Here is a 19,665-nt window from a genome sequence, read left to right as displayed (position 1 = left end):
AAGCCCTGTGTCTCTTTTTGCGTTCAGTTTATTCGTATTAACTCTGGGAGTTTACTCGTTTCTCTACACCTTTAAGTTATTGGAATACCCTTTCAATATAGTGATACCGTACAAATGTCGCAACTACATTTAGTGCCATATCAACATAAGATCACAAATTTTATGCTTCCATACGCATAATTATCCATTGGAGCACTTTTTACCGCTACGAGTGATTCGATTTCTGCTGTTTTTTTCCTGCGATATCTAGGTAATCAAATACCTGACGTACAAAAGGAGCCCCCACTTTTGAGCCGCCATTACCATGTTCGATCACCACAGTGGCGACATATCTTGGCTGATCACAAGGTGCAAAGGCAGTAAACAAGCCATGGTCAAGAAGATCATAACTCAGCTCCTTGGAGTTATAGACCTGATCCTTCTTCAAACCAAACACCTGAGCTGTCCCTGATTTGCCACCACTGCAATAGTCAGCCCCTCGAAACGCTCTACGCCCCGAGCCTCGACTACCAGAGTTAACCAGTCGCATCGCGTTCATCGCAATGTCCCAGGTTTTATCACTCACCCCTTTAATCTGATCATCGGTCTTGGTCGATTTGGGCTTTTCTTCACTAAATGGCGTACCGTGAGCTAAGGTCGCTCTCAATAAATGGGGCGCAATGACTTGACCGTGATTCACTAATACAGACGTTGCCTTAGCTATCTGCAAAGGCGTCGCTGTCCAGTAACCTTGCCCAATACCAATAGGCACGGTGTCGCCTTTGTACCAAGGCTGACGATAGCGAGACTCTTTCCACTCCCGAGTTGGCATATTGGCTCGCGTCTCCTCCGGTATATCAATCCCCGTCAATCGACCAAAACCAAACATATTCATCCAATCTGAAATACGATCGATACCTAGCTCATACGCAATGTGATAGAAAAAAGAATCAACCGACTCTTCAATCGCTAGCGTGACATTCACAGGCCCGTGCCCCCAACGTTTCCAATCTCGCCACACCTTAGTTTGTCTTGTCGTACCCGGAATCCGCCACGCACCATGATCATTACGAACTGTATCTGGCTCAATAATGTCTTCACTTAACCCAGCCACTGCCATAAAGGGTTTGACTGTCGAGGCAGGAGGGTACACGCCCAAAGTGGCGCGATTGACTAATGGATGGAATGGGTCGTTGAGTAGCTTACTGTAGGCTTTACTCGAAATCCCTTCTACAAACAGATTAGGGTCATAACTTGGGCTAGACGCCATAGCAAGAACACTATTGTCACGAGGGTCCAGCACCACGGCACTGCCTTCTCGATGATCAAGCTTATCGAATACAAACTTCTGCAAATCGATATCAATGTTCAGCACCAAATCCTGACCTGAAACTGGTGGGACATACTCAATGGTGCGGATAATGCGGCCGCGACTATTTACTTCAACCTCTTGATACCCTTGCTGACCATGAAGTAGATGCTCATAGTACTTTTCAATACCTAGTTTGCCGATTGTTTTCGTTGCTCGGTAGTTCGCAAGCTCGCCTTTCTCATCTAGCTGCTTGAGATCACGATCATTGATATGTGCAACATAGCCCAATACATGAGTCAATATCTCGCCATATGGGTAATCTCGCTTCATCTCGACATCAATAGAAAAGCCCGGCAGCTCATATTGATGGACTGAGAATCGGGCAACCTCTTGTTCTGTTAAACCATTCTTGACGATGACAGGTTTAAAACGCTTACCGTGATGGTTGTAAATTTTTTCTCGTTGAGCATCAGAAAGCGAGACCAACTGCCCCAGCTTATCCAAAGAGGCATTCAAATCCTCAACTTTTTCAGGAATCATTTGTAAAACGTAAACCGGAAAGTTGTTCGCTAAGATTTTGCCATTGCGATCGTAAATTAACCCTCGAGTTGGAGCGATAGGCAAGACCTGAATTCGATTGTCATTAGCGCGGGTTTTATAATAATCGACTTGCTTTACTTCTAAGCGATAAAGGTTGGCAATAAGTACTCCAAGCAGAGCAACCATAGCGACAAAAGCAACAATCGCTCGATTTCGAAACAACTTGGCTTCTTGGTCATGATTTCGTATCGCTTTGCTTTGGTGATGAAAGTTCATAGGCAAGATTTTAAAGATTGGCGAAATGCCACTCTTTACGTATTTACATTTAGTTACATTTGGCGCAGACGTTACCAATAACCGAATTCAAGTATGTACGAGCAATGTAAACAAAGTCAGAAAACACCCAAGTGAAAACAAAAAAGCCCCGAATGATGACATTCGGGGCTCAACCATTTAATAACGCTTATGCGCCGATTACACCACCATCTTCGCGCGTAATCGCCATGATAGTAGAGCGCGGTTTGCTGTTACCACCAGCAGGGAAATGAGAAGGTGCCCCACTTTCACCTGGGTGCTGAACACCCACAAACATAGTTTTGTTATCCGCTGAGAAGGTAAGTCCTGTAATCTCACAAGCAATAGGGCCTGTTAGGAAACGGCGCACTTCGCCCGTCATTGGGTCACCACACAACATCTGGTTGTTACCTTGGCCGGCAAAGTCACCTTTGTTCGAGTAGTTACCATCGGTTTGAATCCATAGGCGTCCTGCCGCATCAAAACCAATGCCATCTGGGCTGTTAAACATGTTATCAGCGTTGATGTTATCACTGCCTGCGTACAAGTTACCTTTATGCACTTCTGGGTTGCCCGCAATCAGGTACAGATCCCACTCAAAACCATCACTTGTATGGTCACCGTTTTGTGGTACCCAACGCACAATCTGGCCGTAGTGGTTTTCTTTGCGTGGGTTAGGACCACCAACAGGCTGACCTTCTTTTACACCGCGATGCTTATTGTTGGTCAAGGTACAGAACACATGTTTGTTATCAGGGTGAACCGCAACCCACTCAGGGCGGTCCATCGTCGTAGCGCCAACATGCGTAGCCGCGCGGCGCGCAAAGATCATCACCTCGGCTTGATCTTTAAAGCCGTTCTCTTTAGTTAGACCATTTTTGCCATGCGTTAGCTCTAGCCACTGGCCTTTGCCCTTAAGCTCCTTGTCATCCATTTCGAACTTAGCCACGTACAGAGTGCCCTCTTCTAATAGATCGCGATTCGCTTTGTCGTTACCTGGTTGGTACTTGTTCTTAGAGACAAACTTGTATAGGTGCTCGCCACGCTCATCATCACCTAAATACACCACAACATGTCCGTTGTCGTTGATTAGCAGGGCAGCATTCTCATGCTTAAAGCGACCTAATGCAGTGCGCTTAAGTGGCGTTGAGCTTGGGTCGTTAGGGTCGATTTCAACCACCCAACCAAAACGGTGTGGTTCATTTGGATGCTTAGCAACATCAAATCGTTCGTCAGTATCGTGCCATTGATATTTGCTCTTAGCTGCTTTAACACCATAGCGTTTGTGATCAGCTGACACCTCAGCGCTACCACTAGTACCAAAGTAACCGTTGAAGTTCTCTTCACAAGTCAGGTAAGTACCCCAAGGCGTTTGACCGTTTGCACAGTTGTTGAACGTGCCTAGTGGCTTCATACCTGATGGATCGAGTTTGGTTTTCATCAAGTCATGACCAGCGGCAGGGCCTGTCAGCTGCATTTCGGTATTTGCTGTAATACGGCGGTTACGCTGACCGTTTTTATCTAGCTTCCACTGGTCACCAGACTTAACGATTTCAAATACGGTTACGCCGTGTGCTGCTTGCGCTTTTAACACATCATCTGCAGTCATGGAGTTACCACCGTGGTCAAACAACAAATCATAGTTTGTATATTCGTTGTTTACGGCAATTACAGCGCGGTTTTCACTGATTGGGTAGAAGCTCATTCCATCAGTGTTATCTCCAAACTGGCGCAATTGTGCTTTCGAATCTTGCTTACCACTTGGATCAAATTCTGGTGCGTCTGCGAAAATTGGATCACCCCAAGAAAGGAGTGGCGTCGCTTTATAGCCTTTAGGCACGATAAACGCATCGGCAGTTGAAGCTGGTACGGCTTCAAAGTTAAGCAGCGGGCTATCATTTTTCGCTGCAAAAGCTTTAGTAATTGGGTTAAGTGAAAGAAAAGCACTCGCACTTACTGCTGCTGTTCCCGCTAAAAATCGACGACGAGATAGACGTGCATCGATCATTTGGCTAAATTCAGAATCCTGATTGTCACACTTCTTGTCTGAAACCGAACGCATTGCTGACTCCTTGCTTGAGTAATAATTATATAAATGCGAGCAAATCGTAGACGGAGAAAATGACACTTTGCTTAAGTTATTGTTTATTTAATATTAATTTGCAATATGACACTTACCCACAAGTTACATTTCAAACTTATTAAACTGCGCCATGGTTCACTTTTAACTAATAAGGTATGGCGTACATACAAAAAAATGTGATCAAAAACCTAGATCTTTTCGAAATTGGGGTCTAAATTAATCCCTGTTCATGAGGAACTACATTCACATAAGCTCAATGACGAGCTGCATTGTTTCTAAGTGAGGGATTATCATGAAGAAAATGAGAAGAGCACAATTGCATCGCGTACGTATTCAGTACTGGAAAGAGTCGAACAAAGACGCGAACAAATCTTAATGTGCTAACACCCAACTAAGCTGGCTTAACCGCCAGCTTTTGCGTTTCTAGCGACAAGGTTTTTCGAAAGTCGTGACTAAGCCGCTCGATTATTCGATGGAAACATCTGCGTCAATTCATGCAAAATGCTTTGAGTTTGCTTTGAATAAAGGTGTTTATCTTTATACCCGACCAACTGTACCTGACGAACCTTACCGGAAATCAACAGCTGGCGGATCATTCGATTGACCATTTGAACATCCAGTGCGGAGCCTCTCTCTAAACGCGATACCGGATAGAGACAAGAGAGATCAATATTGACGATAACATCATCACAGTGAGCTAAATAATTGGCTAGCTGCTGTTTGACCTGCAATCGGTAACTGAAACTGCATTCTGCCAATGTCATCCAGTCACAGCCAAGATCTTCGGCGTACTCCCACGCCCTTTCATCTTGGCTTGCTTGATCGATGCCCAAACAGAACAGGCGACATTCGTTATAACGAGATAACGCGAAATGAAAAGCGCTCCCTTGGTCTGGTTCAAGAGAAGCTTTAATCTCAAATTGCCGACCAATATGTATGATGCCAAGCTCACGCCGAGGAGAGTGGATAAGAGGTAGGGTGTGCAGCACTGTTTCACTGTTGTTCGTCAACACAATGGGCAGAGCTTCAGAGCCAAGATAACGACTTAAATGAAGTTGATACTTGCCGACGGGTTGTGCCTCAAGGTTGTAGTGACCACCGTTTATCCAACAGTGCCCTTCTAGCTCAGAGACCCAATCGTACATCTCTTCTAAGCTTTGATCGGCCATTTCGAAATCCACTTGTTTCATTGGTTTCAAGCGCTCACTGACGCTCAGCAATACCAAACGATGGGACAAAACACCGGTAACACTTTGCGTTTTATTACGTCGAAATAGCCCGAACATATCTATTACCTTTCTGGGGGCAATGCCCTCGCTGCTTGAAGAACGTGAAGAATAATCCTCTGTTGATTCATTTGAACTCGATGTGCAGGTGCCATCACCGAAATTGCGCCAACTAACTTCGAACCTTTCATCACTGGCGCGCTGATCCCAGAAACACCAGGGTCAATCTCAGAGGTACTAAGCGCATAACCTTGATTACGGATCTGCTCTAACTCTTGTTGCCACTGTTCCAATTGTTGTTGCTGACCAAAGTAACGCAGGATCTTTTCGCATCTTGCTGCAGGCATATAAGCCAACATGACTTTCGATGAGGCGCCTCGCAACAGAGGTTGACTTTGACCCTGGACGTAGCTGCAACGAAGCGCCTGCATACTCTCTTTGCGACTGACACAAAGTGCTCGATAACCAACAGGTACCATGTATGCCGCCATCTCATTGGTTTGTTTTTGTAAACGATTGAGCACTGAATCGACGGTATCTAGGTCATGCTGACTGGTTTCGTAGCTTCGCATAAGCAGTAATGCTGCCGGACCGATGATCAAGGTTTTGTCATTTGGACTTTCTTCTATCAAGTTCCACTCTCGCAGCAGCTTTAGGTGTCGATAAAGGCTACTGATAGGCGTACCCAACTGTTCACTAAGTTGCTTCGCTGTCACCGGCTCTTCATTCACCGCCACTTGCATAAGTAGCTGAAGCACCTTTTCGTTTACTTGCCCACTGTTTTGCTTCATTGAGTTCACTCTGTTCTTGTATCGCCACATTAAGGCCATGATCAAATTCTATTCTTACTCAATAAGAATGAGTAATTAAAAATAACCAGTGTTTCTCACTTAGTAAGAATAACCAAACTCTCTACAACTCCTTGTACTGGAATATAAATGGCTTTGTCCAAGACAAAACTTTACTTAACGGTAAAGTTAAAATATCCTTTCCAACCATAAAAATTTAGAAACGAATTATAAAGTTCGATAAATCATATAAATAAAACAACGAATCAGGGACAGATATGAACAAACTCGCCCTTTCACTTGGCCTAACCTTAACGCTTGCTCCAACTCTATTTTTCGGCTGCCAACTTTCTCAAGCAAAGCCATCAGCTAACTCGACCGCTTACATGGTTCAATTACCTATTGAACGAAAAGCGACTAAATTGATTGCGCTGGAAGGCGAGTTCAGACCATCTAAGTACACCAAGATTCAGGCGGAAAACAGCGGAAAAATTGCCAATATCTACGTCCAAGATGGTGAATACGTTGAAAAAGGTCAGCCATTGCTTGATTTCGATGCCACCTTGGCTGCTCTAGCAGTTAAGACCGCTCAAAATGAGTATCAAATGGCAACCAGAAACATCATCGAGCTTACTCGTACCACCGGAGAGGATGACCCAAGGTTTGAAAGCGCTGTCAATGCGGTAGAAGCGACCAGAAGTAACTTACTGATCGCCCAGCAAGATCATGAGGCAACCACCATGTACGCGCCATTTTCAGGCACACTAGGCCAGTTCCATTTGAATGCAGGCAACTACGTTAATGAAGGTGATTTGATTACAGAACTGATCGCGACCGATACTGTAGAGCTACACTTCACTGCTTCTCCTCAAGTACTGAACGTCTTTCGCAAGGTACTAAACAACTACCCAAACCATTTACAGGCTTCAATTGTCAGCCAGGAAGGTCATTATATCGATGGCAAGCTGCGCTATGTTGATTCTAAGCTCGCCAACCAAAGTCAAGAACTTAGCGCTTACGCCGTTTTCGACAACCGAAATGGCGAGCATTTGATCGGCTCAAAGACCGCTTTCTATTTGAACAGTCCACAGCAAGAACCTCAGCTATTTGTCCCAGCCTCCTCTATCCATACTAATGATGGGATTCCAACCCTGTTTGTCTTGGATGAAAAACGCGTAGTAAAACCCAAGCAGGTCACAATCGCCAAAATCAAAGAGAGCTACACGGGTTATGTTCCGATCAAATCGGGATTGGAGCCTAATGACTTCGTGCTAACTACTCCAGAAGCACCCGAGTTGGTCGGTAAGAAAATCGACCCTATGGTTAACCTCGTTAATCAGCTCAATGAGATACTCAATCGCCAATCTTGATGGTAAAAGCAGCAAACAAGTCGATAAAAGATGAAAAAACTCTCAATAAGCTATTTTAGTGATAGAAGGCATGATTATTTATGGTAGCTTTGCATCTTTCCCCATCCTGTACGGATAAAGGTATGGACAAACGAAACCAACGCAGTGAGAAAACCAAGCTCAGTATCATTTTGGCTGCAATTGAGTGCTACAAGGAAATGGGCGTACAAGGCGCCTCGTTAGAGCTCATTGCAAAGAAAGCGAATTCGACAAAGCCGACTGTCTATTCCCATTTTGGTTCTAAAGAGAACTTATATAAAGCGGTTGTTGAGTACATCATGGAAGAGGAAAAGCTCAATCACGCTTTACCTGATTTCAATCCGGCTATCGATATTCGCCAACAACTGATCGATATATTTGCCCAGCAGCTTGAACACATCATGCAATGTGAAAAGCGACGCCTACTAGTCGCTATCACCATTGAAGCCATGTGCCAGGGAAAATGTCACCTCAATGAAGTTGAGAGCATTAAAGCTTGCCCGATGGAGACTTGGCTTGAAGAGGCCATTCGTCACGGCGCTTTACCGCAGCAAAACACATCAGAACTGGCCACTAACCTTTGGGCGCTGGTTAAAGGGAGAACCTTCTTCCCCGTCTTCCTCGGTATGGCTCCGAACGACGCAAACGAGCGCCAAGCCAACTTAGAATCTGCGATAGATTTCTTTCTTGGCTGCCAAGGCATAAAATCAAAGACCCCAAACCAGTAATTGTTGAGTGCCCCCAATCGGAATGACTCTTTAAGATTGAGGATGGAATAATGTCAGGCGGCTCTTTGGGCTCTAAATCCCCAAGGACGTGCTGACGACCATTTCGGCAAACATGTCTTTGCCCCTTTCTTTGTTTCAACTGATTCGACACATTAATCCAAAGCATTATTTGACTTATTTGTCCTTATCTCACAGCATGACAAAGTTTGCATATTCACGACAGATGCATAGTGAGACTAAAAGTTAGTTCAAAAATATACCAATCATATGAAATGAAAAAGCCCCTAGTCGCGTCTAAAGGCTTGCATGTGGCGGTGAGCAGCCACATGAATTTAGGTTTAGTGAGTTGCTTTAGGATAAGCACTATTGCAATGGGCGGGATACCAGCATGAGAAAACGGGTAGGACACATAGGATCACCTGTGCTTTTAAACATGCATGAGTCAGAACAGAAAACAACAAAGGCCTGAATAGTCGGGCCTTTGTTGTCGTCATTGAAGCTCATCCTTGAGCAATTAACTCAATATACAAAAGTAACACTCATCAAATTGGATTAAACGCACCCCAACAGCGTTGCTTTTGCCCTGCCAGAGCTTGTATTACTGGTCAATATATTTTTCTGGAAGCACTCTTACTTGAAGTACATTGTCGACATCAATGAGCTTAGCTGCTGCCAAAATATCTTCTTTTGTTGCTGCTGCTAATTCTTGCGCAGTGATCCCATCGGCTTCAATTATATCCGGGTAAGTTTGCGCTGTTGAAGTTAAGTCGAACCAATAACTATTGCTTTCTACCTGCTGATCTACAGCGTCCAAAATTGGCGTTACTGCTCGCTTAAGTTCATCGTCCGTGATCAGCTCACTTTGCAACGACTTCAGCACATTCTTATAAGCTAAAAAAACCTTATCAACTTGAGCGATGGTCGTATTGCTATTGATTGTTAGATAACCGAAGTTTTTAAAACTGTAAGATTGCATGCGCCCAGACCAAGGACTATAAGCGGCACCGATAGCCTCTCTGATTTCTCTTGTTACGCGTTGCTGAATGACGTTCTCCAACAACAAAAAGTGTAAGCTTTGTTTCGTATTACGAGCATCAGGCAGATCCCAGTAGCTACTCGCAAGTGCTGTTGTTTTTTCACCTTTGTGATACCAAGTAACATCTTCCTTTTTAATTGCTGGAAACTCTACCTGATAACGTTCTATTGTTGCGTTTGCCTTAATATCTAATGCACCAAAAGTTTGGGCCACGTAGTCAATCGCCTCTTGAGGAGAAATATCACCAACAATACCTATTTCTACTGGGCCATTCGAAATGGCATTATCCATTATCGGTTTCAAGTCAGACATAGAGAATGCATCTAGCTCTTTCATCGAAGGTTCGACCCATCGCAAGTCACCACCATGCAGTTTGGACCTAATATTAACAGCCTGAACTTCTTCTGGGCTTTCCTGGTAGGTTTCTAAGTAATTACTTAACATTTGTAGCGTGAAAGACTTGCCTTGTTCACGATAGCCACCGTCAATCATTAAGGCGGCAAATACCCGAAGTTGATTAAGCGCATCTTCATTTTTCACTGCCTGTTTCAAAACAAATGCGTTAGTCTCTGCCGTGGATTCAAGGCCCATGGTCGTGCCTGCAAATATGCGCTTCAACTCATTAATATCATGAGCTTTAAGCCCACCAGTAGACATGCCGACGTTGTACAAATTAATCAGAGCAGATTGCTCTTGAGTTAATGCCATCAGCCCTTTACCAACACGGGCCGAGATGTATACAACGCTCTTCTCAAAATCGGTCTGTTTAATATTCAACATGACACCATTATCAAAACGATAGCGAAGAATATGCCCGTATTTGGACGTACCAATTAGCTGAGCTTTGCCTGGCTTACCAAAGTTCTGGTAAGCAAATTCAGTGGCAGCCTTCTCCACATAGGGCGTTACCTTAGTTTGTTGGCTTTCCGCATATGTTTCAAGCAACGTCTTCTCAAGGCCTGGGGCATTGCTACGCTCGGTTAAATAGAGACGAGGTGGTTGAGATGCCCACCTTTTCCGAAAGGCCTCATTGATTGATTTAACGGTCAATTGGTCTCGTAGTTCATAGAATATGGATAGGTCGGTTTGTGGTGATGCGATAACGTAACCACTATCAACGGCATTCATGACTCTGTTAGCAAGAGTGTCACTGGACGAATCCCCAGCCGTTTCGACACTAAGCTGTAGTTGATTTTCTAACGCTGTAAGCTGCTTCTTTATCTCATCTTCGGTAAAACCGAACTCAACCGCTTGACGTAATTTTTGCTCTAGTGTTGAGAGGCCAAATTCCCAATCTCTATCTGCTGTTGTCACCCCGATTTGACTTACACGAACAGATTCTAAGCTTATCTCTGATGACATACTCGGTGACAGAATTCGACCGCCACTTTCGTAGGCTAATGTGTCAATACGATTAATCAAAGCCCTAGTGCTAAGTAAGTGAGTCCAGTACTCTAGATTGAGTGCCTTACTGTTAGCTTCAGGTGACTCCTTCTCGAGAAAGTTAAATTCTATTCGCGTCTCTACATTTGGATCTGTAAACACTTTCGCTTCAACTTTACTCGGCAACACGACGTTAAACTCCGGGTCAACAGCGGGCTGAAACTCTTTATTGCGCCAGTCAGAAAAGAAATGTTTAACGCGTTCAAGCATAACGTCATGACTCACATCGCCAGCCAAAACCAGAGTGGTATTCCTTGGAGCGTAATAAGTTTGATAAAAACTTCTTAGGTCCTTTTGGGTGACTTGATCCATCCCTTTGATTGTCCCAAGGCCAATTTTATTGGGTAGATTTGCTCCTGCATAAATATAATCTGAAGAGTCAAGGAAACGGTCCAGCCCTACCGATTGACGCTCACGAACTTCAGACTTAATGACCTTACGCTCCCTATCTATTGCGCCTTGATCCAACGTTAACTCAGAAGCCGTCTCTCGTAATAAAAATAATGCCGTATTAATGCTTTCAATATCTGCCTTAGGTAAATCGAGTCGGTAATTAGTGTTGGTCATACTTGTGGTGGCATTAGTGTCTGCGCCAAAAGCTAAACCGTGCCTTTCAAGCATTGAAATCATTTCGCCTTCTGGAACATGAGTTGAGCCATTAAATGCCATGTGCTCTAAAAAGTGTGCAAGTCCTGGCTCTTTACCTTTCTCTTGAAATGAGCCTGCGTCCACAAACATACGAATAGATAGCCCCTGTTTGGGCGTGCTGTTTTCAACGGTGATAACGCGCAAGCCGTTATCAAGCAGAACCGTTTGATAACGAGAATCTAGAGCGATATCGGTTTGGGTAAACCAAAGTGCCGATTCATTAGGCGCTGAGATTGTCGTAAAAGGAAGACACGACAGAGAGAGTAAGACAAGAGTTTGCTTAAATTTTTGGTTCCACATAGGTTACGCACTGGGTCTAAATGATGAGTGAGATTAATCCTATAGGCAGCGTAAATGCCTGTCGAGAAATTAGTAACCTCACAAAATTAGATTTTATATTAGTAATATAAGCATTGCGTCGATGAGTGCGCATAGTAATCACTTACCCTTATGAACTTTGGCGATGTAGTGGTTAGGCAAAGTACAGAAGTAACGATGACGTTTTATCATGGAGAGTCGGTTGATGTATTGAACCATTGCGCAGCCTATTCTTCTCGCTCCGGTTATATGATTACGTCTCAAACATGTGGTGATTGGACGGGCGATCGTGTTCCTAATCCATACGACCCCCACCTTCAGCAGAATAGCGGCTCACTTGTAAGTTGACACTGCGGTACAAGCCATCAATCGAAAAGATTGCAGTTGTATTGCAATGACTCATCGTACTATAGAAACTCCCGTTCATGTACACGAGACCTCCTAGTGGGGGAATGAACTTTAAAGGTTTTGTTGTACTACAGGTAATCCGTTAAAAACTAATTTAGCGCAATCAATGACACAGAAGTGTCCAAATACTAGCTAAACAACCGTATTCAAGAACAAGAATGAATGGAATCTTGCTAAAGGTGTGTCGATAGTGCCACCGACACACCTTATCGTTGTTGGCGTTAGGAACAGACTTTATAGGCTCGCACCGTTGCTTGAAATGACCCCCCGATACCAGTAGTAACTTTTCTTAGGTTTTCGCGCTAGAGTTCCGCTTCCATCATCGTGACGGTCAACGTAGATGTATCCGTAGCGCTTACTCATTTCTGCGGTTGAATTCGCCACAAGATCGATAGGTCCCCAACTGGTAAAGCCCATCAGATCGACACCGTCAAGCACCGCTTCCCTTGCCTGAACAAGGTGATCATTCAAATAAGCGATACGATAGTCATCGATAATTTCGCCATTTTCGTCAACTTCATCACGAGCACCTAGACCGTTTTCAACGATAAACAGTGGCTTTTGGTAACGATCATGAAGGAAATTGAGCAGAATCCGCAGGCCTTTTGGATCGATTAGCCAACCCCATTGACTCTTTTCGAGGTATGGATTTGGCACGCTATCAACGATGTTGCCCACCTCTTTTTGCTTAGGATCGGCGCTCGCACAGCCACTTGCGTAGTAACTAAATGAGATAAAATCGACACTTGCACTTGCGAGCTCCTCTAGATCACCCGGTTCCATTGCAATTTCTATCCCTTGCTCACGGAAGTAACGCAGCATATAGCCAGGGTACTTACCTCGGGTTTGCACATCGCCAAAGAACAACCACTTATTGTTCTCGTGCATCGCTGCAATCACATCATCAGGGTTACAGGTGTACGGATAGTTCATTGCCCCTAGCAGCATGTTGCCAATTTTGCCATCAGGTATGATTTGGTGACACAGTTTAACCGCTTTAGCATTCGCAACTAATTGATGATGAATAGCCTGATAGATCGCTTGCTCTGAGGCATCTTCTTCGAGCCCGACACCAGTAAACGGAGCATGCAACGACATATTGATTTCATTGAACGTTAGCCACAGCTTCACTTTATCTTTGTAACGTTCAAATACCGTGCTGGCGTAACGCTCAAAGAAAGTAATCAACTCACGGCTCGCCCAACCACCATAATTTTCCACCAAAGCATAAGGCATTTCATAGTGAGACAAGGTGACAAATGGCTGGATATCGTATTTCGCCAGCTCATCGAAAATCTTGTCGTAATAAGCTAGCCCTTCCTCATTGGGCTCACGCTCGTCGCCATTAGGAAAGATGCGTGTCCACGCGATTGAAAGGCGCAAACAGTTAAAGCCCATATCACTAAATAGGGCGATATCTTCAGGGTAGCGGTTGTAGAAATCGATGGCCAAATCTTTAATCCCATCGGTTCGCTGTTCGCGGGTTTGATGGGGGCTTAAAATCCCATTTGGCAACATATCTGATGTAGATAATCCTTTGTTATATAAATCAAAAGACCCTTCTACTTGATTGGCAGCAATAGCGCCCCCCCACAGAAAGTGATTGGGAAATGTAGTCATAATCGATTCCTAAATCAGCATTAACATCTGCCAATCATTGTAGAGATGAAACGAGGAACAAATGAGGTCTGATTGACTAGAGGTTGTTTCCTATTTTTACCAACAAACCGTCGATAATTTTCATCATTTCGAGACCTTAACGACAACATTCACCCAGTACACATATTATGCTTACTGTAGGATATTCAGAAGAGGACACGATTATGAACTACCGGCATATTCTTGTTGCCCTAGAGCTTGAGGAAGAGACCAAAGCTCTGATTGATAGGGCGGTATACTTGGCCAAACTGACCGATGCACAAATCTCTTTTATCCACGTAGACGGCTCACATGGTGAAATTTATCCAGAGCTAGTCGATCTGAAAGACACACCGGATCAGCAACCATTAGGCGAACATGCTATCGAGCAAATTATTGCTTTTGAAGAGTACAGTCCGCTTGCGATCAGACAGATATTTGTGGGCACTGGCGAACTGGCTGACAAGCTTAAAAACACCATAGAAGAGAACAATGTCGACCTGTTGATCTGTGGTCATCACCATGATTTTTGGAGCAAAATCGTCTCATACTCCAAACATCTTGTCGATAAATCACCGGTTGATATTCTCATAGTACCAATCTAAGTAAGTTGCGCTCAAGACAGGCAAGCAAAGGCGAGAATCTACTTATCTCGCCATGCTTCTGCTACCACTAGCATTCATCTAACCTTACCTACCTTCTACGGCCAATTATGGAAGTTCTGTTCCATAGTGATTGGAATAATTAGCTATTTTTCTCTGCGAGCAACTGCACTAAATTAGCCCCATCGACATGAGCTAGAGCGGATTTTCGATAATTGGGGCATGTTCCAACTACACGTTAATTGTTGACGCACCGAACATCAAACCCAACTGAATTCGTAATTTTTAGATAGTTAGGAGCCAACATGACTCATCCAATCATCAAAGACTTAAACACTCGTTACACAGCGAAAAAGTACGACGCAACAAAACGCATTTCTGTAGAAGATATGCAGGTAATTAAAGAAGCTATCCGCTTATCTGCATCGTCAATCAACTCTCAGCCTTGGAAATTTATCGTACTTGAGAGCGATGAAGCCAAACAGCGCTTCCACAACACGTTTGCTAACATGCACCAGTTCAACCAACCGCATGCAAAAGAAGCATCACACACTATTTTGTTTGCTCATAACCCGCACTTTACTAAAGAGCAATACGCAAAAGTTGTCGATGCAGAAGTGACTTCTGGACACTTACCAGCAGAGCGCTACAACGACATGCTAAACGGCGCTTACGGTTTTGCTGAGCTAAATACAGATGAAACTGGCTTTAACGGTAACTGGACTAAAGCTCAAACCTATATTGCTTTGGGCAACACGCTGCACACTCTTGCGCGTATGGGCATTGCATCTACTCCAATGGAAGGGGTTGATCCTGAGCTAATCGGAGAAGTCTTCAAAGATGAGCTAGACGGTTACGTGTGTGATTTTGCTTTGGCTATGGGTTACCACAAAGAAGGTGAAGACTATAACCATGGTTTGCCAAAAGCGCGTCTTCCAATGGATGACGTAATCACCACACTTTAAAAACTAATTGAGAGAGTGACATCAACCATGACAAAGTTAACCATCATTGCCAATATCATTGCTAAAGACGGTCAAGTAGAGCTAGTCAAATCTGAGCTTATCAAGCTAATCGACAAGACTCGTGTTGAGCAGGGTTGTATTAACTATGACTTGCACCAAGACAATCAAAACCCAGCTCACTTTGTATTCCACGAGAACTGGGAGTCGGAAGCCGCGCTTGATACACATTTGGCAAGCGAGCATATAGCGGCATACTCAGCAGCGGTAGAGGGTGCGATCGAGAGTTTTACCCTCAACAAGATGACGCACATTGCGTAATCGAGGATAATAGGCGGTGTTTTTTCCAACCGGAGCTCCGCCTTATGAATGTCACTCACCTCAAAGCACTTTTACTTGCCATCGAGCTGGGGTCGATGTCCGCTGCGGCGCGCAAGTTAGGTAAAAAACAGTCTCAGGTCAGTCAGTGGATCTCTGACCTTGAGATTGATCTAGGTGTCAGCTTTTTCGATCGAACAGGCAACAAAAGCACCCTAAGCGCTCAAGGTGAACAACTCCTCCCTTCCCTGACTCATACCCTTGCGCAACTTGATAAACTCAACCATCGAGCAGCAGCACTGAGCCAAGGAGAGCCAACATCCATTCGCATCGGACTTGAGCACTATATTCCTGAATCCCCGTTAACCAATGCAATCACTGCCCTGTTTCAACTGCCAAACGTGTGCCTAGAGATTTACCGAGCAGAGTTTCAAGAACTCAGCGAAAATCTGCACAGTGGCGACACAGATATCATCATTCGCCATGAATCAGGACAACTGCATCAAACTGAAGTGGAATACGCTAAATTAGGCTGCTACCAAGAAGGCTTGGTCTGCCATCGTTCGCTGCCTCTAACGAAATTGCAGCCTATCTCTGTTGATGATTTAAGCCTGTTCAAAGAGTTGATTTGGGGGGAACTTGGAGAAGAAGAGGGAGAAGGCTTTAGCCCCGACTATGCCGTGATCAATGATCTAACGCTACTCATTCGATTGCTAGAAAACGGCCAAGGATTTGCTTTCTTGCCTCTTGATAATCTCCATCAACAGCTTAAATCGGGCTCTCTCGTCGCTCTTGACTCTGATTTTGAGCAAAGCGCGATCCCACGCCGTGTTGAAATAAACTGGCGTTCCAGCCTCACATTATCAGAGACCGGAAACAAGGTGATTGAGGCGATTAAAAACCTGCACCAATTTAGATAATGCGAGTGGTTACTGCTGATCTAAATCAAACACTATCTTACCTTTTAGGATCGTCATCCAAATATCAGTGGCTTTTATCTTTTCTGGTGAAAGTTGGGTAATGTCATGAGAAAGCACGGCAAAATCAGCCGACTTACCTAGCTCAATCGAGCCCGTTACCTCATCAATACCTAGACTAGCAGCGGCATTAATCGTATAGGCCTCTATGGCGTCTTTAACGCTCGGTAAACCTGTTTTTCCCATAATCACACTGTTAGCGATCCCCACCAGAGGGTTGATGTCGTGAACGTTCCAGTCACTGCTTAACGATACGTTAGCACCTGTATCGAAGATAGCTTTTAGGTTCATCAAGGCTCTTGTGCGTTTAGCACCTAAGAAGGCTTCTGCCCACTGGTGGTCGTGGTAAGCGACGTAATCAGAGCCTACTTGGAAGTCCGCGGTCACATCTAATTTAGCAAAACGTGGTACATCTTTAGAATTGACTAACTCAACGTGAGTTAGGGTGTAATCTCTATCGCCACCTTGGCTGCGCATTGCTTCGATCGCGTTCAACGACTCGCGAATCGCTCCATCACCAATCGCATGGATATGAGCACCGTAGCCAATCTTATCTAGTGCTTTTAACCACGTCTCCATCGCTTGTGGTGGAATATAGTTAATGCCATACGGTTCATCTGGAATATAGGTATCAAGATAAGGGGCGAGCGTCTTGGCGGTACCATTGACCAAAATACCATCGCTGTACATTTTGACTTGATCAACCAGCAACAACCCTGACGTATCCGCTGAATATATCTCGCTTAAGAACGACAATTGAGGCTGCATACTGTCCGTAGGATAAATCCAAGGCCTAAGCGAGACACGCGCCGTGAGATCCCCGCGCTTTTCTGCTTCTTGCCATACTTCATACCAGCCGCGCTTCCAATATAGGCGACCATCACCGATCGTGGTAATACCGTGAGCTCTTGCTTCTTCTAGCCCCGCCATAAGCCCTTCATAGCTTTGGTCAAACTGCTCTTCTAAGCTGTTCCAAGCCATTTCCATCACGATATCGCCCGCATTATCAAACAAAATGCCATTGAGCTCACCGGTGTACTCATCTTTTAGGATCTTACCACCTTGTGGCTCAAGTGAGCTTTTAGTGATACCAGCGAGCTCTAAAGCCACCGAGTTAACCCACATAGAGTGAGACGTTTGCTCCATAATAATGACTGGCTGATCTGGGAAAACGGAATCAATCACTTCAAGTGGGGTTCTCTCATTGCCTTCAGCAAGAAGTGCTTCGATCGAAAAGCCGTAGCCCATCACCCACTCCCCCTTGGTCGCGTCTTTGCGACACGCCTTAAGGTAAGGGATTTGATCCTCTAATCCTGCATCCATGCTCACTTCACATTGCCCGCCCGCTTCTGATGCTGCTTCAAAGACATGGTTATGGTTATCGACAAAGCCAGGCATTACATAAGCGCCTTCTAAGTCAACCACTTCGGTATAACGATTGGTGAATTTATCTGATTCAGCGCTTTGGCCAATATAAAGAATTTTTCCGTTGGCGATGGCGATCGAATCTGCCGATTGGTGACCATAAATCTTGGCGTTAGTTAACACCATATCCGCACTGTCTGCTGCAAAAGTATGAGTACTCATTGATAAGCTCGCGAGTAATGTCAGAGTGAAAGCTCGTTTCATTGGCTTGTTCCTTTTTATTCTTCCCTAACGCTTCTCAGTATAGGGTGAGTGAATACGCATAGCCTAACAAGTGATTAGATTGATAGAAAAATAGTCACTATCAGAGAATTGGGATAGTCAGTTTGAACTGCTCCAAGATTCTTTTTAGATTTTTATCGCAATTGATCTAAGTAGCTGCCAAAGTAAGTAGATAAAAATAAACGAGTAGATACTCACCCCTGTCATCTTGGCTCTTAAAGATAAGCCCAAAGGGATGGGAGACCAGTGAAGAGATAATTATAAATGGATTCAATTACTCAAGCAGCGTTAGGTGCAACAGTAGCAGGTGCCATTGCAGGCAAAAAGTGTAATGCAAAAGTGCTGTTAATCGGAGCCGCGCTAGGTACCTTACCTGATCTCGATGTCATATTAGATTATGGCGATGCAGTGCAAAACACCATTAAACACCGCGGTTTTAGTCACTCTCTGCTGGTTTTGTTGCCATTTTCTTGGATTGTTTCTTGGCTGTATTGTCGCTTAAAACCCGATGCTTTCTGGAATTTCTCCCGCACCTTTTTACTCACTGCGAGTGTGTTGGTCACCCACGCTCTGCTAGACGCAATGACGACTTATGGCACGCAACTTATATGGCCAATACAAGGTTACTTTTCACTCAACAGTGTATTCATCATTGACCCTATTTACACCGTTCCTCTATTAGTCGCAATTGGTGTAAGCCTGTTCTCAAACTCTAGAGGTAGCAGGTGGTGTTTATCTATGCTGCTCACCTCCACGCTTTATTTGGGGTGGGGCTATGCTTCCCAACAGTTCGTTGCGGCTCGAGTTGAAGATAACTTGGTGTCACAAAACCTTCCTAGCCAACAAGTTCTGATTACACCAACCCCTTTTAATACGCTGTTATGGCGAGTCATTGTTATGGATGAAGGACAATATTGGGAAGGCTTAGCCTCGATATTAGACGGGCAATCTCATATAAATTTTGTGTCACGTCCATTAGGGCAATGGCCAATGAAAGAGAAATCCGAAACATTAAAAGGGCTACAAGCTTTTGCGCATAACTACGTAAATTATCGAGTTGAAAATGACGCTTTGATTGTCACTGACCTTCGCTTGGGGATGTCAGATAACCTGCCGTTCGAATTTATCTTCGCTCATATGAATGAGAGTGGTGACTGGCGACTACTCGATACAACTCAGCGTTACCCGAGTGAAAGGAGCTTGGCGCAGATTGGTCAACTTTGGGAGCGACTAAAAGGGGATCAAACGATTGACGCAAACTTACACACGACAGCCCCACCTGAAGATCAACCAACTCAGGAAAGCAAGGTACCATTTGGCAGTAGCTAGC

The 19,665-nt window shown here is 44.5% G+C and carries 14 protein-coding genes; 7 read left to right on the top strand and 7 right to left on the bottom strand.

What is annotated here, in order from left to right:
- Positions 1–205 precede the first annotated feature (205 nt).
- The 4 genes from mrdA to AC6R00_RS07880 all read right to left on the bottom strand — a co-directional run bounded on the left by mrdA (position 206) and on the right by AC6R00_RS07880 (position 6,225).
- Positions 206–2,107 carry a penicillin-binding protein 2 gene (gene mrdA / locus AC6R00_RS07895; RefSeq protein ID WP_171320310.1) on the bottom strand — a complete coding sequence of 634 codons (1,902 nt, stop codon included), beginning with the start codon at positions 2,105–2,107 and terminating at the stop codon, positions 206–208.
- A 187-nt stretch (positions 2,108–2,294) separates the two neighbouring features.
- Positions 2,295–4,187 (bottom strand): PhoX family protein, encoded by a 1,893-nt coding sequence (locus AC6R00_RS07890; protein WP_500639953.1) that lies wholly within the window; start codon positions 4,185–4,187, stop codon positions 2,295–2,297.
- A gap of 473 nt (positions 4,188–4,660) precedes the next feature.
- Entirely contained in the window at positions 4,661–5,494 is an 834-nt protein-coding gene (locus AC6R00_RS07885; protein WP_500639952.1) for an arginase family protein, read from the bottom strand.
- Positions 5,495–5,499: 5 nt separating this feature from the next.
- Complete coding sequence (locus AC6R00_RS07880) at positions 5,500–6,225, bottom strand: IclR family transcriptional regulator (RefSeq protein ID WP_500639951.1); 726 nt, start codon at positions 6,223–6,225, stop codon at positions 5,500–5,502.
- Between the two features lie 275 nt (positions 6,226–6,500).
- Here AC6R00_RS07880 and AC6R00_RS07875 point away from each other — a divergent pair, with 275 nt between their 5' ends.
- On the top strand, positions 6,501–7,592 hold the full coding sequence (locus tag AC6R00_RS07875; RefSeq protein WP_500639950.1) for an efflux RND transporter periplasmic adaptor subunit: 1,092 nt from the start codon (positions 6,501–6,503) through the stop codon (positions 7,590–7,592).
- A 122-nt stretch (positions 7,593–7,714) separates the two neighbouring features.
- Positions 7,715–8,338, top strand: coding sequence for a TetR/AcrR family transcriptional regulator (locus AC6R00_RS07870; protein WP_500639949.1), 624 nt, complete (start codon positions 7,715–7,717; stop codon positions 8,336–8,338).
- Between the two features lie 598 nt (positions 8,339–8,936).
- Here the strand turns inward: AC6R00_RS07870 and AC6R00_RS07865 are convergent.
- Together AC6R00_RS07865 and AC6R00_RS07860 are read right to left on the bottom strand one after the other, a co-directional pair.
- A complete protein-coding gene (locus AC6R00_RS07865) occupies positions 8,937–11,765 on the bottom strand; it encodes a M16 family metallopeptidase (protein WP_500639948.1) in 2,829 nt (942 codons plus the stop codon).
- Between the two features lie 660 nt (positions 11,766–12,425).
- Positions 12,426–13,811 carry a glycoside hydrolase family 1 protein gene (locus tag AC6R00_RS07860; RefSeq protein ID WP_239854169.1) on the bottom strand — a complete coding sequence of 462 codons (1,386 nt, stop codon included), beginning with the start codon at positions 13,809–13,811 and terminating at the stop codon, positions 12,426–12,428.
- Positions 13,812–14,014: 203 nt separating this feature from the next.
- Between AC6R00_RS07860 and AC6R00_RS07855 the strand changes: the two genes are divergently transcribed.
- The 4 genes from AC6R00_RS07855 to AC6R00_RS07840 all read left to right on the top strand — a co-directional run bounded on the left by AC6R00_RS07855 (position 14,015) and on the right by AC6R00_RS07840 (position 16,631).
- On the top strand, positions 14,015–14,434 hold the full coding sequence (locus AC6R00_RS07855; protein ID WP_239854168.1) for a universal stress protein: 420 nt from the start codon (positions 14,015–14,017) through the stop codon (positions 14,432–14,434).
- A 302-nt stretch (positions 14,435–14,736) separates the two neighbouring features.
- Positions 14,737–15,396 (top strand): nitroreductase family protein, encoded by a 660-nt coding sequence (locus AC6R00_RS07850; protein WP_239854167.1) that lies wholly within the window; start codon positions 14,737–14,739, stop codon positions 15,394–15,396.
- 27 nt (positions 15,397–15,423) lie between these two features.
- Positions 15,424–15,714, top strand: a complete 291-nt coding sequence (locus AC6R00_RS07845; RefSeq protein ID WP_500639947.1) for a putative quinol monooxygenase — start codon at positions 15,424–15,426, stop codon at positions 15,712–15,714.
- A gap of 44 nt (positions 15,715–15,758) precedes the next feature.
- Positions 15,759–16,631: a LysR family transcriptional regulator gene (locus AC6R00_RS07840; RefSeq protein ID WP_500639946.1), complete on the top strand. Its 873-nt coding sequence runs from the start codon at positions 15,759–15,761 to the stop codon at positions 16,629–16,631.
- A gap of 9 nt (positions 16,632–16,640) precedes the next feature.
- On the opposite strand, the gene AC6R00_RS07835 is transcribed toward AC6R00_RS07840, so the two are convergent.
- Positions 16,641–18,317, bottom strand: coding sequence for an amidohydrolase (locus AC6R00_RS07835; protein ID WP_500639945.1), 1,677 nt, complete (start codon positions 18,315–18,317; stop codon positions 16,641–16,643).
- Positions 18,318–18,599: 282 nt separating this feature from the next.
- On the opposite strand from AC6R00_RS07835, the gene AC6R00_RS07830 reads away from it, so the two are divergent.
- The gene (locus tag AC6R00_RS07830; RefSeq protein WP_500639944.1) at positions 18,600–19,664 is read left to right on the top strand and encodes a metal-dependent hydrolase; all 1,065 of its coding nucleotides are present in this window, start codon (positions 18,600–18,602) and stop codon (positions 19,662–19,664) included.
- Position 19,665: the final 1 nt, after the last annotated feature.

This window comes from Vibrio sp. R10-SF1-ISO8 (genome assembly GCF_059833805.1).
The sequence above is the reverse complement of the archived record's forward strand: the minus strand, read 5'-3'. Positions and strand labels throughout refer to the sequence as shown.

What these genes read in the sequence shown, in the direction of transcription:
- AC6R00_RS07850 (WP_239854167.1), top strand. Translation starts at nt 14,737, where the DNA reads ATGACTCATCCAATCATCAAAGACTTAAACACTCGTTACACAGCGAAA.
- AC6R00_RS07835 (WP_500639945.1), bottom strand. Translation starts at nt 18,317, where the DNA reads ATGAAACGAGCTTTCACTCTGACATTACTCGCGAGCTTATCAATGAGT.
- AC6R00_RS07845 (WP_500639947.1), top strand. Translation starts at nt 15,424, where the DNA reads ATGACAAAGTTAACCATCATTGCCAATATCATTGCTAAAGACGGTCAA.
- AC6R00_RS07860 (WP_239854169.1), bottom strand. Translation starts at nt 13,811, where the DNA reads ATGACTACATTTCCCAATCACTTTCTGTGGGGGGGCGCTATTGCTGCC.
- mrdA (WP_171320310.1), bottom strand. Translation starts at nt 2,107, where the DNA reads ATGAACTTTCATCACCAAAGCAAAGCGATACGAAATCATGACCAAGAA.
- AC6R00_RS07880 (WP_500639951.1), bottom strand. Translation starts at nt 6,225, where the DNA reads ATGAAGCAAAACAGTGGGCAAGTAAACGAAAAGGTGCTTCAGCTACTT.
- AC6R00_RS07870 (WP_500639949.1), top strand. Translation starts at nt 7,715, where the DNA reads ATGGACAAACGAAACCAACGCAGTGAGAAAACCAAGCTCAGTATCATT.
- AC6R00_RS07865 (WP_500639948.1), bottom strand. Translation starts at nt 11,765, where the DNA reads ATGTGGAACCAAAAATTTAAGCAAACTCTTGTCTTACTCTCTCTGTCG.
- AC6R00_RS07885 (WP_500639952.1), bottom strand. Translation starts at nt 5,494, where the DNA reads ATGTTCGGGCTATTTCGACGTAATAAAACGCAAAGTGTTACCGGTGTT.
- AC6R00_RS07890 (WP_500639953.1), bottom strand. Translation starts at nt 4,187, where the DNA reads ATGCGTTCGGTTTCAGACAAGAAGTGTGACAATCAGGATTCTGAATTT.
- AC6R00_RS07840 (WP_500639946.1), top strand. Translation starts at nt 15,759, where the DNA reads ATGAATGTCACTCACCTCAAAGCACTTTTACTTGCCATCGAGCTGGGG.
- AC6R00_RS07855 (WP_239854168.1), top strand. Translation starts at nt 14,015, where the DNA reads ATGAACTACCGGCATATTCTTGTTGCCCTAGAGCTTGAGGAAGAGACC.
- AC6R00_RS07830 (WP_500639944.1), top strand. Translation starts at nt 18,600, where the DNA reads ATGGATTCAATTACTCAAGCAGCGTTAGGTGCAACAGTAGCAGGTGCC.
- AC6R00_RS07875 (WP_500639950.1), top strand. Translation starts at nt 6,501, where the DNA reads ATGAACAAACTCGCCCTTTCACTTGGCCTAACCTTAACGCTTGCTCCA.